The organism is Citrobacter sp. CK194, from assembly GCF_030333395.1.
Taxonomy (GTDB): Bacteria; Pseudomonadota; Gammaproteobacteria; order Enterobacterales; family Enterobacteriaceae; genus Citrobacter_B; species Citrobacter_B koseri.
On the sequence record NZ_JAOWGA010000017.1, the window covers coordinates 225,651 to 240,246 of the forward strand.

The 14,596-nt window shown below is 54.6% G+C and carries 12 protein-coding genes; 4 read left to right on the forward strand and 8 right to left on the reverse strand.

The genetic code is table 11. The features are described from left to right. Positions 1-29: 29 nt before the first annotated feature. The 3 genes from lolE to lolC are packed head-to-tail and all read right to left on the reverse strand — an operon-like array spanning position 30 to position 3,167. Positions 30-1,274 (reverse strand): lipoprotein-releasing ABC transporter permease subunit LolE, encoded by a 1,245-nt coding sequence (gene lolE / locus OGX80_RS09470; protein WP_024130429.1) that lies wholly within the window; start codon positions 1,272-1,274, stop codon positions 30-32. Then, positions 1,274-1,975: a lipoprotein-releasing ABC transporter ATP-binding protein LolD gene (gene lolD / locus OGX80_RS09475; RefSeq protein ID WP_012132798.1), complete on the reverse strand. Its 702-nt coding sequence runs from the start codon at positions 1,973-1,975 to the stop codon at positions 1,274-1,276. The genes lolE and lolD overlap by 1 nt, the downstream gene beginning before the upstream one ends. After that, positions 1,968-3,167 (reverse strand): lipoprotein-releasing ABC transporter permease subunit LolC, encoded by a 1,200-nt coding sequence (lolC, locus tag OGX80_RS09480; RefSeq protein WP_115182341.1) that lies wholly within the window; start codon positions 3,165-3,167, stop codon positions 1,968-1,970. Before lolC ends, lolD begins: the two co-directional genes overlap by 8 nt. A 261-nt stretch (positions 3,168-3,428) precedes the next feature. On the opposite strand from lolC, the gene OGX80_RS09485 reads away from it, so the two are divergent. The 3 genes from OGX80_RS09485 to ldtC all read left to right on the forward strand — a co-directional run bounded on the left by OGX80_RS09485 (position 3,429) and on the right by ldtC (position 9,334). Continuing rightward, entirely contained in the window at positions 3,429-4,502 is a 1,074-nt protein-coding gene (locus OGX80_RS09485) for an acyltransferase family protein (protein WP_012132800.1), read from the forward strand. Positions 4,503-4,631: 129 nt separating this feature from the next. Continuing rightward, complete coding sequence (mfd, locus tag OGX80_RS09490; RefSeq protein ID WP_104868794.1) at positions 4,632-8,078, forward strand: transcription-repair coupling factor; 3,447 nt, start codon at positions 4,632-4,634, stop codon at positions 8,076-8,078. Positions 8,079-8,368: 290 nt separating this feature from the next. Then, positions 8,369-9,334, forward strand: coding sequence for a L,D-transpeptidase LdtC (gene ldtC, locus OGX80_RS09495; RefSeq protein ID WP_024130431.1), 966 nt, complete (start codon positions 8,369-8,371; stop codon positions 9,332-9,334). A 79-nt stretch (positions 9,335-9,413) separates the two neighbouring features. Here ldtC and bhsA read toward each other — a convergent pair whose 3' ends face one another. Then, complete coding sequence (gene bhsA, locus OGX80_RS09500) at positions 9,414-9,671, reverse strand: multiple stress resistance protein BhsA (protein ID WP_047457498.1); 258 nt, start codon at positions 9,669-9,671, stop codon at positions 9,414-9,416. Positions 9,672-9,911: 240 nt separating this feature from the next. Between bhsA and comR the strand changes: the two genes are divergently transcribed. Next, positions 9,912-10,547, forward strand: coding sequence for a TetR family copper-responsive transcriptional repressor ComR (gene comR, locus OGX80_RS09505; RefSeq protein WP_024130432.1), 636 nt, complete (start codon positions 9,912-9,914; stop codon positions 10,545-10,547). 73 nt (positions 10,548-10,620) lie between these two features. Here comR and OGX80_RS09510 read toward each other — a convergent pair whose 3' ends face one another. From OGX80_RS09510 to nagZ, 4 genes are all read right to left on the reverse strand, one after another. Further along, a complete protein-coding gene (locus OGX80_RS09510; RefSeq protein ID WP_024130433.1) occupies positions 10,621-11,160 on the reverse strand; it encodes a glycine zipper 2TM domain-containing protein in 540 nt (179 codons plus the stop codon). A gap of 286 nt (positions 11,161-11,446) precedes the next feature. Beyond that, positions 11,447-12,751 (reverse strand): NADH-quinone dehydrogenase, encoded by a 1,305-nt coding sequence (gene ndh / locus OGX80_RS09515; RefSeq protein WP_024130434.1) that lies wholly within the window; start codon positions 12,749-12,751, stop codon positions 11,447-11,449. A gap of 249 nt (positions 12,752-13,000) precedes the next feature. Then, positions 13,001-13,543, reverse strand: coding sequence for an alpha/beta hydrolase YcfP (gene ycfP / locus OGX80_RS09520; protein WP_012132812.1), 543 nt, complete (start codon positions 13,541-13,543; stop codon positions 13,001-13,003). A gap of 23 nt (positions 13,544-13,566) precedes the next feature. Next, complete coding sequence (nagZ, locus tag OGX80_RS09525; RefSeq protein ID WP_024130435.1) at positions 13,567-14,592, reverse strand: beta-N-acetylhexosaminidase; 1,026 nt, start codon at positions 14,590-14,592, stop codon at positions 13,567-13,569. Between the last annotated feature and the right edge of the window lie 4 nt (positions 14,593-14,596).

Genomic DNA, 14,596 nt, shown 5'->3' on the forward strand with positions numbered 1-14,596 from the left:
GCACCGCTCCTTGTTCTTATGTACTGCGACTACTGGCCGCTTAACACTCTCGCGGGGTCAATATTGCTGGCGCGTCGCGCCGGATACCAGCTCGCCAACAAGCTCAGCAACAATGCCGTAACCAGTACGTAAATAACGTCCAGCCAGTGTAATTCGGATGGCAGGAAGTCGATAAAATAGATGTCTCCAGAAAGGAACTGATGCCCTATCAGCTTTTCGATGCCTTCGATGATAGGGGTCAGTTGCAACGAGACGACCACGCCAATCGCCACGCCGCACAGACTGCCGAGCAGACCCGCCAGCAGCCCATACCAGACGAAAATGGCGCGGATTAGGCCATCTTTCGCCCCTAAGGTTCTTAATACCGCGATATCGCCGCTCTTATCTTTTACCGCCATCACCAGCGTCGAAACGATATTGAAGCAGGCCACGCCGATCACCAGCACCATCGCCAGATACATGATGGCGCGGATCATCTGAATATCATGGTACATATAGCCGTAAGTACCGATCCAGCTCTTAATGTAAACGTAACTGTCGGTCACTTCGCCAGCGTCCCGAACCAATTTATTGGCGTTAAAGACATCGTTGACCTTAATCGCGATGCCGGACACGCTGGCCCCCATATCCAGGTACTGCTGCGCGTCTTCCATAGGGATCATGGCAAAGCTGTGATCGAGCTGACCGCTCAGTTGCAGAATCCCCGTCACATGCAGACGCACTCGCTTAGGCTGCTGCAATTTATGATCGGCGCTGGCATTGGGGATCATGATCGACACCCAGTCGCCCTGCTTCACTTTCAGCGCATCGGCAACGCCCTTGCCAATGATGATCTGCTGCTCGCCCGCCCTGAAGTTATCCCAGGCATGGTTTTGCACAAACGACGGCAGCGCGCTCAAGCGCTGTTCCTGTTTCGGGTCCACGCCCTTCACCTGGATTGCGCGCAGATTCGCCCCGCTCTCCACCAGCCCGGTAAAGTTGATATAAGGCGCTGCCGCTGCAATCCCCTGTACGTGCTGCACTTTTTCCAGCGCTTCGCGCCAGTGAGTCCACGGCTGATTCACCGCTTCAATTTCACCATGCGGCACCACGGCCAGAATACGGTTGTTCAGCTCGCGCTCAAAACCGTTCATCGCGCTTAAACCGACAATCAGTACCGCCACGCCCAGCGCGATGCCGATAGTCGAGATAACGGAAATCAGCGACACCATACCGCCGCGCCGACGACCACGACTAAAGCGCAAGCCGATCAATAACGATAAAGGCGAAGCCATTACTCAGCTCCCATCAGGCTCAGTTCTGCCGTCAGCAGACCGTCGCGCATTTCAAGCTGACGGCTCATTCGCTTCGCCAGCTGCAAATCGTGAGTCACCACCAGAAACGCCGTTCCCTGAGCGCGATTGAGTTCGCCCAGAAGCTGGAAAATACTGTCGGCATTGCGCGCATCCAGGTTGCCGGTCGGTTCATCCGCCAGCACCAGGCGCGGATTGTTGACCAGCGCTCGGGCGATGGCGACACGCTGACGCTCGCCGCCGGAAAGTTCGGATGGACGATGGTTAGCACGGTGATCCAGCCCCACCGCCTGCAACATTTCACGCGCCCGCTCGGTAATTTCAGCCGGTTTTTTCTTGCCGATCAGCAGCGGCATCGCGACGTTTTCCAGCGCGGTGAAATCCGGCAGCAGGTGATGGAACTGATAAATAAAGCCAAGCTTCTGGTTGCGCAGTTCCGCTTTCGCCGCCGACGAGAGTTTGCTCATCGGCTGGCCGCTAAAAATGACATCGCCCGACGTCGGCGTATCCAGGCCGCCCAGCAGGTGCAGGAGCGTACTTTTCCCGGAGCCGGAGCTGCCGACAATCGCCATCATTTCGCCTTCGCCAATGCTGAAGCTGACATCGTGCAGCACGTCGGTTTGCACAGAGCCTTCCTGATAGCGTTTGCACAGGTTGTCGCATTGCAACAGGATCTTATTCATAACGTAAAGCCTCAGCGGGTTGGGTGGCGGCAGCGCGCCAGGAAGGATACAGCGTGGACAATAACGCGATGGCCATCGCCACCAGCGCAATAACAACAACCTGTAGCGGTTCAATCGCCACCGGCAGCGCAGCGCCATCCAGGAATGCGCCAATGATCGGCATCAGGTTATTCAGTTGGCTGGCCAGCAATGCGCCCAGCACTGCCCCCAGCAGCGCGCCGATAATCCCGGCGCTGGCGCCCTGAACCATAAACACCATCATGATCTGGCGCGGCGTCAGCCCCTGGGTTTGTAAAATAGCCACTTCGCCCTGCTTCTCCATCACCATTAAACCTAACGAAGTAATAATATTAAACGCCGCCACGGCGACAATCAGGCTTAACAGCAAACCCATCATGTTTTTTTCCATGCGCACGGCCTGGAACAGTTCGCCTTTTCGCTCACGCCAGTCCTGCCATTTCGTCCCCTCCGGCAGCGTCTGCTGGCTGAGGGTATCCACCTTCAGCGGCTCATTGAGCCACAAGCGCCAGCCGGTGATATTGCCCGCCGGGTAGCGCATCAGGCGCGACGCGTCCTGAATATTGGTCAGCATCTGGTAGCCATCCACTTCGCTGTTCGCCGCGAAGGTGCCAATCACCGTAAACAGGCGCTGGCTCGGCAGCCGTCCCATTGGCGTGAACTGGCTGGCGGAAGGCACCATCACGCGAATTTGATCGCCGCGATTGACGCCCAACTGCCCGGCAAGCTGCTCGCCGAGGATGACATTATACTTGCCCGCTTCAAGAGAGGTTTGCTTCACATTGACCAGATACGGCGTTAAGGGATCTTTTTGCGCCGGGTCGATACCCAGCATCACGCCCACGGCGACGCTACGCGCGCTTTGCAGCACGACATCTCCCGTGGTAAGCGGCGCGATACGATTGACGCCATTTAACGTAACCGCTTTTTCGGGTATCTGCTGTGGATTAAGGGAGCCCTGCTCAGACGAGAGAATTGCCTGCGGCATCAGGCCAAGGATGTTGTTTTGCAGTTCACGTTCAAAACCATTCATCACCGACAATACCGTGACCAGCGCCATCACCCCGAGAGTAATGCCAATGGTGGAAAGCCAGGAGACGAAACGACCGAAACGATCTGCTGCACGCCCACGCATATAACGCAGGCCAATAAATAGAGCGACAGGTTGGTACATGAAATCCGTCTGGTTGCTGTTAGCAAAGCCCTGAGTATATAAGCGAAAGCGGAATGGGTAAATGACTGAACCGTAAGTGTTCGTCAGCGTAATTCTGAAAAGTATCAAGAAATCAACTTCCTGAAGATACCTGCCTTGATACTCACCCTTGACCCTGATCTTTATCTTAAAAAAATAAAATACAGAATGTTACGCATTACAACACCGATCCCCGCCCGCAGGATCACAGGCTATGTTGAATAACACGAGTACGCCGTCCTGATGAAACAAAAAGAATTGTGGATCAACCAAATCAAAGGGTTATGCATCTGCCTGGTGGTCATTTATCACTCTGTGATTACGTTCTATCCCCACCTGACCGCTTTCCAGTATCCGTTATCGGAGATTCTGACGAAATGCTGGATCTACTTTAACCTCTATCTGGCGCCGTTTCGTATGCCGGTGTTTTTCTTTATTTCCGGGTATCTGATCCGCCGCTATATTGACAGCGTGCCCTGGGGAACCTGTATTGATAAACGGATCTGGAGCATTGTCTGGGTACTGGCGCTCTGGGGAGTGGCGCAATGGCTGGCGCTTAGCTGGCTCAACCACTGGCTGGCGCCCGAACGCGACATCAACAATGCCTCCAACGCCGCTTATGCCGGGTCCGTCGGCGAGTTTATTCACGGAATGCTGACGGCCAGCACCAGCCTCTGGTATCTGTATGCGCTGGTTGTCTATTTTGTGCTGTGTAAAGTCTTCAGCCAATGGGCAAAACCACTGTTCGTACTGTTTGTACTGCTGAGCGTGACGATAAACTTCGTGCCGACGCCGTGGTGGGGAATGAACAGCGTGATCCGCAACCTGCCTTACTACAGCCTCGGCGCCTGGTTTGGCGCCACGCTGATGGAGTGGATTAAGCATGTCCCACTGCGTCGTTATGCTATCGCGTTTGCGGGCATTGCGCTGCTCGCCGTCATCGCCTGGCTGGCTAATGTATCCCTGCTGCTCTCACTGGTGTCGATTGTGCTGATCATGAAGCTTTTCTATCAGTATGAGCAGCGCTTCGGCATGCGTTCTTCCAGCCTGCTGAATGTCATCGGCTCAAACACTATTGCTATCTATACAACCCACCGTATCCTGGTCGAAGCGTTCAGCTTAACGTTGATTCCGAAAATCAACGGCGCGGCATGGTCGCCGCAGCTTGAGTTTGCTCTGCTGTTGGTTTACCCCTTTGCCAGTCTGCTGATTTGCACGCTGACGGGCCTTACCGTCCGAAAAATTTCGCAACGCCTGTTTGCCGATCTCTTCTTCTCTCCGCCTTCACTCCCCGCCGTTACCAGCTATTCGCGTTAATCTTTTCGCCCCCTCCCGGGGGCGAATCAATTTGCTAAAGAGAAACGATCACGGATAATAAAGAGCATTGCTTATCAGTGATATGCCCCCATAGTGTGGTGTATACCCAATAGAGATCCTGCAACCACTATGCCTGAACAACAACGTTATACTCTGCCAACCAAACCCGGCGATCAGCGCCAGTTGGGTGAGCTTACCGGCGCCGCCTGCGCCACGCTGGTGGCGGAGATTGCCGAGCGCCATGCTGGCCCAATCGTGCTTATTGCACCTGACATGCAAAACGCCCTGCGCCTGCATGACGAAGTTCGCCAGTTCACCGACCAACTGGTGATGAATCTGGCGGACTGGGAAACGCTCCCTTACGACAGCTTTTCCCCACACCAGGAAATCATCTCTTCACGCCTGTCCACGCTTTACCAGTTGCCGTCAATGCAGCGCGGCGTATTGATTGTTCCGGTAAATACGCTGATGCAGCGCGTTTGCCCGCACAGTTATTTGCACGGCCACGCCCTGGTGATGAAAAAGGGTCAGCGTTTGTCGCGCGACGCCCTGCGCGCACAGCTGGATAGCGCGGGCTATCGCCATGTTGATCAGGTCATGGAACACGGTGAGTACGCCACTCGCGGCGCGCTGCTGGATCTGTTTCCGATGGGCAGCGAACAGCCCTATCGTCTTGATTTTTTTGATGATGAAATCGACAGCCTGCGCCTGTTTGATGCCGATACCCAGCGTACGCTGGAAGAAGTCGACGCCATCAATTTGCTGCCCGCGCATGAATTTCCGACCGATAAAACGGCCATCGAGCTGTTCCGCAGCCAGTGGCGTGACACATTTGAAGTTAAACGCGACGCCGAGCATATTTACCAGCAGGTCAGTAAAGGCACGCTGCCTGCCGGGATCGAATACTGGCAGCCGCTGTTCTTCAACGAGACGCTGCCGCCTCTGTTCAGCTACTTCCCGGCGAACACGCTGCTGGTGAATACCGGCGCGCTGGAAAACAGCGCTGAACGCTTCCAGGCCGATACCCTGGCGCGTTTTGAAAACCGTGGCGTCGATCCTATGCGCCCGCTTTTGCCGCCGGAATCCCTGTGGCTGCGGGTCGATGAGCTGTTCTCTGAACTCAAACGCTGGCCCCGCGTACAGTTAAAAACCGAACATCTGCCAGGTAAGGCGGCGAATACCAATCTGGGTTTCCAGAAACTGCCGGATCTGGCGGTACAGGCGCAGCAAAAAGCGCCGCTGGACGCGCTGCGTAGGTTTCTTGAATCCTTCAACGGGCCGGTCATTTTCTCCGTAGAAAGCGAAGGCCGCCGCGAAGCGCTCGGGGAACTGCTCGCCCGTATTAAAATTTCACCCAAACGAATTTTGCGCCTGGATGAGGCGCTCGACGCCGGACGTTACCTGATGATTGGCGCTGCGGAGCATGGCTTTATCGATACGCAGCGTAATCTGGCGCTTATTTGCGAGAGCGATTTGCTGGGTGAACGCGTTGCGCGTCGCCGTCAGGACTCACGCCGCACGATTAACCCCGACACGCTGATCCGCAACCTGGCGGAGCTGCATCCTGGACAGCCGGTGGTACACCTTGAGCATGGTGTGGGGCGTTATGCGGGTATGACGACGCTGGAAGCCGGCGGCATCAAGGGCGAGTACCTGATGCTCACCTACGCCAACGACGCCAGACTGTACGTACCGGTGTCATCTTTACATCTCATCAGCCGCTATGCCGGAGGCGCCGAAGAGAACGCGCCGCTGCATAAACTGGGCGGCGACGCCTGGTCTCGCGCCCGACAGAAAGCCGCGGAGAAAGTGCGCGACGTGGCGGCAGAGCTACTGGATATTTACGCCCAGCGCGCGGCAAAAGAAGGTTTCGCCTTTAAGCACGATCGCGAGCAGTATCAACTGTTCTGCGACAGCTTCCCGTTCGAGACCACGCCAGACCAGGCGCAGGCCATTAACGCCGTCCTGAGCGATATGTGCCAACCGCTGGCAATGGATCGTCTGGTGTGCGGCGACGTCGGCTTCGGGAAAACCGAAGTGGCGATGCGCGCCGCGTTCCTGGCGGTGGAAAACCACAAACAGGTCGCGGTGCTGGTGCCTACCACCCTGCTGGCGCAACAGCATTTCGATAACTTCCGCGACCGCTTCGCCAACTGGCCGGTGCGCATCGAAATGCTCTCCCGTTTCCGTAGCGCCAAAGAGCAAGCGCAGATCCTTGAGCAGGTCGCTGAGGGGAAAATCGACATTCTGATCGGCACTCATAAGCTGCTGCAAAGCGATGTGAAATTAAAAGATTTGGGCTTGCTGATTGTCGATGAAGAGCACCGTTTCGGCGTACGGCATAAAGAGCGCATCAAGGCAATGCGCGCCGACGTTGATATTCTGACGCTGACGGCAACGCCAATCCCTCGTACGCTCAACATGGCGATGAGCGGTATGCGCGATCTGTCGATCATTGCCACACCGCCCGCCCGTCGTCTGGCGGTAAAAACCTTCGTCCGTGAATATGACAACCTGGTGGTGCGCGAGGCTATCCTGCGTGAAGTTCTGCGCGGCGGCCAGGTGTATTATCTGTATAACGACGTGGAGAATATCCAGAAAGCCGCGGACCGACTGGCGGAACTGGTGCCGGAAGCCCGCATCGCGATTGGTCACGGGCAGATGCGCGAGCGCGAACTTGAGCGCGTTATGAACGACTTCCACCACCAGCGCTTTAACGTTCTGGTGTGTACCACCATTATCGAAACCGGTATTGATATTCCAACCGCGAACACGATCATCATTGAGCGCGCTGACCATTTCGGCCTGGCGCAGCTACACCAGCTACGTGGCCGCGTTGGACGTTCGCACCATCAGGCGTATGCCTGGCTGCTGACGCCGCATCCAAAAGCGATGACGACCGACGCGCAAAAACGCCTGGAAGCCATTGCCTCGCTGGAAGATTTAGGCGCCGGTTTTGCGCTGGCGACCCACGACCTCGAAATTCGCGGCGCTGGCGAGCTGCTTGGCGAAGATCAGAGCGGGCAGATGGAGACCATCGGCTTCTCGCTGTATATGGAGCTGCTGGAGAACGCCGTGGATGCGCTGAAAGCCGGACGCGAGCCGTCGCTGGAAGACCTCACCAGCCAGCAGACGGAAGTCGAACTGCGTATGCCGTCGCTGCTGCCGGATGATTTTATCCCGGATGTGAATACGCGTCTGTCGTTCTATAAACGCATTGCCAGTGCGAAAAACGAAAACGAGCTGGAGGAGCTCAAGGTAGAGCTGATCGACCGTTTCGGACTGCTGCCTGACCCGGCGCGCAATCTGCTGGATATCGCGCGTCTGCGCCAACAGGCACAGAAGCTGGGCATTCGAAAACTGGAAGGCAACGAGAAAGGCGGTACGATCGAGTTTGCCGAGAAAAATCACGTAAACCCAACCTGGCTGATTGGTCTGTTGCAAAAACAACCGCAGCACTTCCGCCTCGACGGCCCGACACGCCTGAAGTTTATTCAGGATCTAGCGGAGCGTAAAACGCGTATGGACTGGGTGCGCCAGTTTATGGCGCAACTGGAAGAAAACGCGGCGGCGTAACGCCCTACGACGCCGGATGGCGGCGCAAGCGCCTTATCCGGCCTACGGGAAGCATATCCTGTAGGCCCGGTAAGCGCAGCGCCACCGGGCACATCGCCTTATCCGACCTACGGGAAGCATACCCTGTAGGCCCGGTAAGCGCAGCACCACCGGGCGTAATGCCCTCTGCCATCCCCCGCGTTTTCGCCCACATTTACAACACTTTGCACTTCTCTTGCACTTCAAAACATGACAACCCGCCATAATGATCATTGACTCAATTTATTACAATAACCCTTTGATTTGTGATGATAATGAATAACATGCGACTTTCCCGCTGGCTGGCGTTTTTTACGCTCGCCGCGTCCGTAGCGCTGGCGATACCGGCGCAAGCGAACACCTGGCCGCTTCCTCCTCCCGGCAGCAAACTGGTGGGCGAAAATACATTTCACGTTGTCGAAAACAACGGCGGCTCGCTGGAGGCGATTGCTAAAAAATACAATGTCGGTTTTTTAGCATTGCTACAGGCAAACCCGGGTGTTGATCCTTACGTTCCCCGCGCGGGCAGCGTTCTGACCATCCCCCTGCAAACCTTACTGCCGGATGCGCCGCGCGAAGGTATTGTGATTAACCTCGCCGAATTGCGTCTGTATTACTATCCTCCCGGAAAAAATTCGGTGACCGTGTATCCAATCGGTATCGGTCAACTGGGTGGCGATACGCTGACGCCAACGATGGTCACTACCGTCTCGGATAAGCGCGCGAACCCAACCTGGACACCTACGGCGAATATCCGCGCCCGTTACAAAGCTCAGGGGATAGACCTCCCTGCCGTGGTTCCCGCCGGGCCGGATAACCCAATGGGCCATCATGCGATCCGCTTAGCGGCTTATGGCGGCGTCTACTTGCTGCACGGCACGAATGCTGATTTCGGTATCGGGATGCGCGTCAGTTCCGGCTGTATTCGCCTGCGTGACGGTGATATTGAGACGCTGTTCCGTCAGGTCACGCCGGGTACGAAGGTCAACATTATTAATACGCCGATCAAAGCGTCCGTTGAACCTGGCGGCATGCGCCTGGTAGAAGTCCACCAGCCGTTATCGAAGAATATTGATGACGATCCGCAAATATTGCCGATCGTATTGAACGGCCAAATGCAGGCTTTCAAAGATGCCGCACAGACCGATGCCGCCGTTATGGAGCATGTTATGGAAGTGCGTTCAGGAATGCCGGTCGATGTCACCCGCCATCCCGGGATAACGCAGCAGTCGATGTAACGTCGGATAATAAAAAAGCCCCGCTCAGACAGCGGGGCTTTTTTGTGGCAGTAGCAGTGGCATTAATGAGGGTTAATGCTTATTTGTAGATAACCGCAGTCCCGTGGAGGGTGTTAGGACCGGTTACCGAAGTAATGCGGAAAGATTTCGCGCCCATTTCATCCGCTTTTTGCGCCAGTTGATCTTCCAGAGATCCCAGGTTAGTCCCGGCGGTTGCGGAAATGGTGCCCACTTTCTGTTGATCTACTGGCGTCGCCTGAACTTCAACAGCAGCGAAACTTGCGAAAGAGAGTGAACTCAGTACAGCGGCAGCAATGAGGGTTTTTACGTTTTTCATGATAGTGACCTTTAGCAGATGAGCGGTGTCGAAATATTTACTTAACGATCGATAGGTAAATCATAGATGTGATCCAGGTCACACGTCAACATTTTTTTATAACGATCATTATATAAATTAAAAAGAACTTATTTTTCATATCAATACAGGTGAATTATTTTTCTTCTGAATGCGCTGGAGACTGAGCGGGATTATTTTTATAATGGTTGTTCAACAAACCCAACAAGGTACAACGGCATCATGACAACTGACTCGACAGGTTGCGTAAAAAAAAGCCGTGGCCGACCAAAAGTGTTCGACAGGGAAGCCGCGCTTGATAAGGCCATGACACTCTTCTGGCAGCACGGCTATGAAGCAACATCGCTCGCCGACCTCGTGGAAGCGACCGGCGCAAAAGCGCCCACGCTGTACGCAGAATTTACGAACAAGGAAGGGTTGTTCCGCGCAGTACTGGACCGCTATATCAGCCGCTTTGCGGCAAAACATGAAGCCCAGCTCTTTTGTGAAGAAAAAAGCGTTGAGTCCGCGCTGGAAGACTATTTCACCGCCGTCGCGACATGCTTCACCAGTAAAGACACCCCTGCCGGGTGCTTTATGATCAACACGTCCGCCACACTGGCCGCCTCCTCCCGTGAAATCGCCCATACGGTGAAATCCCGCCACGCGATGCAGGAGCAGACGCTGACCCAGTTTTTGCGCCAGCGGCAGGAGCGCGGGGAAATTCCGGCGCACTGCAATCCACAAACGCTGGCGGAATATCTGAACTGTATTTTACAAGGAATGTCGATCAGCGCGCGTGAAGGCGCGACGTTTGACAAGCTGATGCAGATAACCCGCACCACCCTACGGCTGTGGCCGGAGATGCTGAAGGCTTAGCGCCTGACCGTCTGATAAAAAAAGCCCCTCAGCCTGAGCGAATGAGGGGCTAACGTGCAGAGTACAGCTTTTTTTACGCGTCGTTATTCAGAATCAATTGACCGTTATTATCCAGCGGGATTTGCGTTCCGGGATCTTTATCCATGCGGATTTTCCCCTGCTGATCGCCAATCTTGTAAGTGACGTCATAGCCCAGCATTTTCTCTGACTTGTCATACACCGTTTTACAACGCTGCTGCGTAGAGGTGTAGGTGTCATTTTCCTGCATTGATCCCTGGATTTGGTTACCGGCGTACCCTCCGCCCAGCGCCCCAACGACGGTCGCCACATCTTTACCACGACCACCGCCGAACTGATGACCAATCACGCCGCCAGCAACCGCGCCAAGCACCGAACCGGCAATGCGATTTTCGTCCTGAACAGGTTTGCGGTGCGTGACCGTCACGTTGCGGCATTCCTGACGCGGTGTTTTGACGGTTTCTTTTATGGGTGTGGCTGATACGACTTGCGCATATTTCGGGCTACGGTCAAAAACGTTCAGACTGGCCACCGCCGCCACACCCAGCGCAGCAGCTACGCCAATCCCTATACCCGCCAACATTGATTTATTCACGGGAATTCCTCCTTTTTTGCTATTAGTAACAATTTTGCAACCAGCAGTGGGGTTAAGCAAATCAGAAAGAGGATGAAAAGTGCGGGGTTATGCGGCAAACAGACACGATTCAGAGAACTCTGAAGCAGATGGCGCGATTAAATCGCCGGATGGCGGCCGGTGGCCTTATCCGACCTACAGACGGTGAGGGCTGATGCCGGATGGCGGCCGGTGGCCTTATCCGGCCTACATGCAGTGCGAGCCGTAGGCCTGATAAGCGAAGCGCCATCAGGCGATACGGTAAGGATTAATGCAGTTTCAGACGCGGGCGAATCACACGGTTAATGCTGCCTACTAACATCATTAACCCGGTTTTAAAGTAACCGTGCAGCGCAATCTGGTGCATACGGTAAAGCGAAATGTAAACAAAACGCGCAATACGCCCTTCCACCATCATTGAACCGCGCATCAGGTTCCCCATCAGGCTGCCGACAGTCGAGAAATTAGAGAGCGATACCAGCGAACCGTGATCTTTATAAACGTAGTCTTTCATCGGTTTGCCTTTCATCTGCGCCAGAATATTATTCAGTGCGCAGCTTGCCATCTGATGCGCGGCCTGAGCGCGCGGCGGCACAAAGCCCCCTTCAGGACGTGCGCAGGAAGCACAGTCGCCGATGGCATAAACATCCGGGTCACGGGTGGTTTGCAGCGTCGGTTCAACCACTAACTGGTTGATGCGGTTAGTTTCCAGCCCGCCAATATCTTTCAGGAAATCAGGCGCTTTAATCCCTGCCGCCCACACCATCAGGTCAGCTTTGATGTGTTCGCCATCTTTCGTGTGCAGGCCGCCTTCGTCTGCGCTGGTCACCATCGTCTGAGTCAGTACGCGTACGCCCAGTTTGGTCAGTTCGCTATGCGCCGCAGCGGAAATACGCGGCGGCAGCGCAGGCAGAATGCGCTCACCGGCTTCAACCAGCGTCACGTTCAGCGCTTCGTTAGTCAGGCCTTTGTAGCCGTAGCTGTGCAGCTGTTTCACAGCGTTATGCAGTTCCGCAGAAAGCTCCACGCCCGTTGCGCCGCCACCGACAATCGCAATGTTGACCTTACCGCTAACACCCATGCTGGAAGAGTATTTCAGGAACAGGTTCAGCATTTCCTGATGGAAGCGACGCGCCTGATGCGGGTTGTCCAGGAAAATACAGTGTTCTTTAACGCCAGGGGTGTTGAAGTCGTTAGAGGTGCTGCCCAGCGCCATCACCAGGGTGTCGTACGCGATTTTACGCTCAGGAACCAGCAGTTCCCCTTTCTCGTCACGCAGTTCCGCAATGGTGATCGTTTTCGCTTCACGATCGATATCCATAACCGAACCCAACTGGAACTGGAAACCATGATTACGCGCATGCGCCAGGTAACTCAGAGCGTCCACGCCTTCGTCCAGTGAACCGGTCGCCACTTCATGCAGCAACGGCTTCCACAGATGGCTGTGGTTTCTGTCCACCAGCGTGATTTTTGCCTTTTTCTTACGACCCAGTTTTTTACCCAACTGAGTCGCCATTTCAAGCCCGCCAGCACCGCCGCCGACAATCACGATCTTTTTCAATGGTGTAGTCAACGTGACCCCCCCTTAAATTTATTAACCAATTGTTAAGTAAAAGTTATAAATATAGCCTTTAATTAACAACAAGTTACGGTAATGCAAAGTGACTTCGCTAGTGAGAATAACACGAACGGTGCATTGGTCATACCAAAATTGATGTACATCAAGTTTTCTCGCTGAAAAGATAGACAACCCTGCCTGAATGCTCATAAAAAAACCAGCCCGAAGGCTGGTTTCTGAGGGGAGTGATCGGGTTACAACGGCTTAACCTAACGTTTTAAACGCTTTTATCCGCTGTAAATGAGGAGAGATATTCTTAAATTTATGGGTTTGCTCTTCGTCCCAGACAATTTCATAGAAATGATGCAGCTCTTTTGCCGAACGATGGCTGTCCAGCGCTTCATCATGCCGGGACAGGATCACCAGGCAGCGATCGCGGTTTTTTTCGCGGAAATTGGTGACGCATTTCGTTGCGATATCGGCATACTCTTCCGGGCGGTCGATTTTGCCTTCCATGTTCTCATAGGGGAACAGATTAGGGTTGAATACCACCTGGCGTATGTCGCACAGGAAGCCAATCCGCTCCGCCCAATACCCACCCAGTCCTACGCCACAAATTAATGGCCGATCGTCCACATTCAGTTGCAACATTTTGTCTACTTCTTTCAGCAAATGCTGCATGTCATGTTTGGGATGCCGTGTGCTATAGCTGATCAGTCTGACATCCGAATCAATAAACTGTAGCTGCAACACTTTCTCGTGGTTACCCGGACTGTTGGAGTCAAAACCGTGTAAATAGATAATCATCGCATCCTCACACAAAACTCGGGTTAATGACCTGCTTTTTCTTCCTGCCAGCGTTCATGCAACTGGTTAAGCTGGGCGCTGACCGTTTTCCAGCGTGCGGAGTCCATCAACTCCTGACGCGAAAATGAACCTTTATGATACAAACGCGTAACACGTTCTGCATTGATCGGCGACAGATTATCTAACACGCTGACCGCTCCTTTACGATTATTACAGACCAGGATCATATCGCAACCCGCATCCAGCGACGCCTGCCCGCGCTCTGCGTAGCTCCCCATAATCGCCGCTCCTTCCATCGACAGGTCATCGGAGAAAATCACGCCATCAAAACCAAGTTCCTCACGCAGCACCGTTTTCAGCCAGTGCGGTGAACCACTTGCCGGACGCGGATCGACATCGCTGTATATGACGTGCGCCGGCATAATCGCATCAAGTTTGTTCCCGGTGATTAGCGAACGGAACACCGACATATCCCTGGCGCGAATTTCCGCCTCAGGACGCGGATCGGTTGGCGTTTCTTTGTGCGAATCGGCAGTGACTGCCCCGTGTCCGGGGAAGTGCTTACCGGTGGTTTTCATTCCGGCAGCATGCATCCCGTCGATAAAACGCGTCGCCATTGCCAGAGCTTTAAGCGGATCGGCATGGTAAGAACGCTCGCCAATTGCTGCGCTGATATGCCCGACATCCAGCACCGGCGCGAAACTGATATCAATGTCCATCGCGATCATCTCGCTGGCCATTAGCCACCCGGCATCCTGCGCCAGTTTGCCCCCTTCTTCCAGCCCGTGCAGCGCAGCAAAAGATTGTGCGGCTGGCAGGCGGGTAAAACCTTCACGAAAACGCTGTACGCGTCCGCCTTCCTGGTCGACCGCCACCACCAGATGATTGCGCGAAGCCGCCCGAATCTGGCGGACTAACTCGCGCAGTTGCTCCGGGTCATGATAATTACGCGTAAAGAGGATCAGCCCCCCCACCAGCGGATGGGCCAGAATCTCGCGCTCTTCTGCGTCCAGCTCAAACCCTTCGACATCCAACATTACTGGACCCACACTG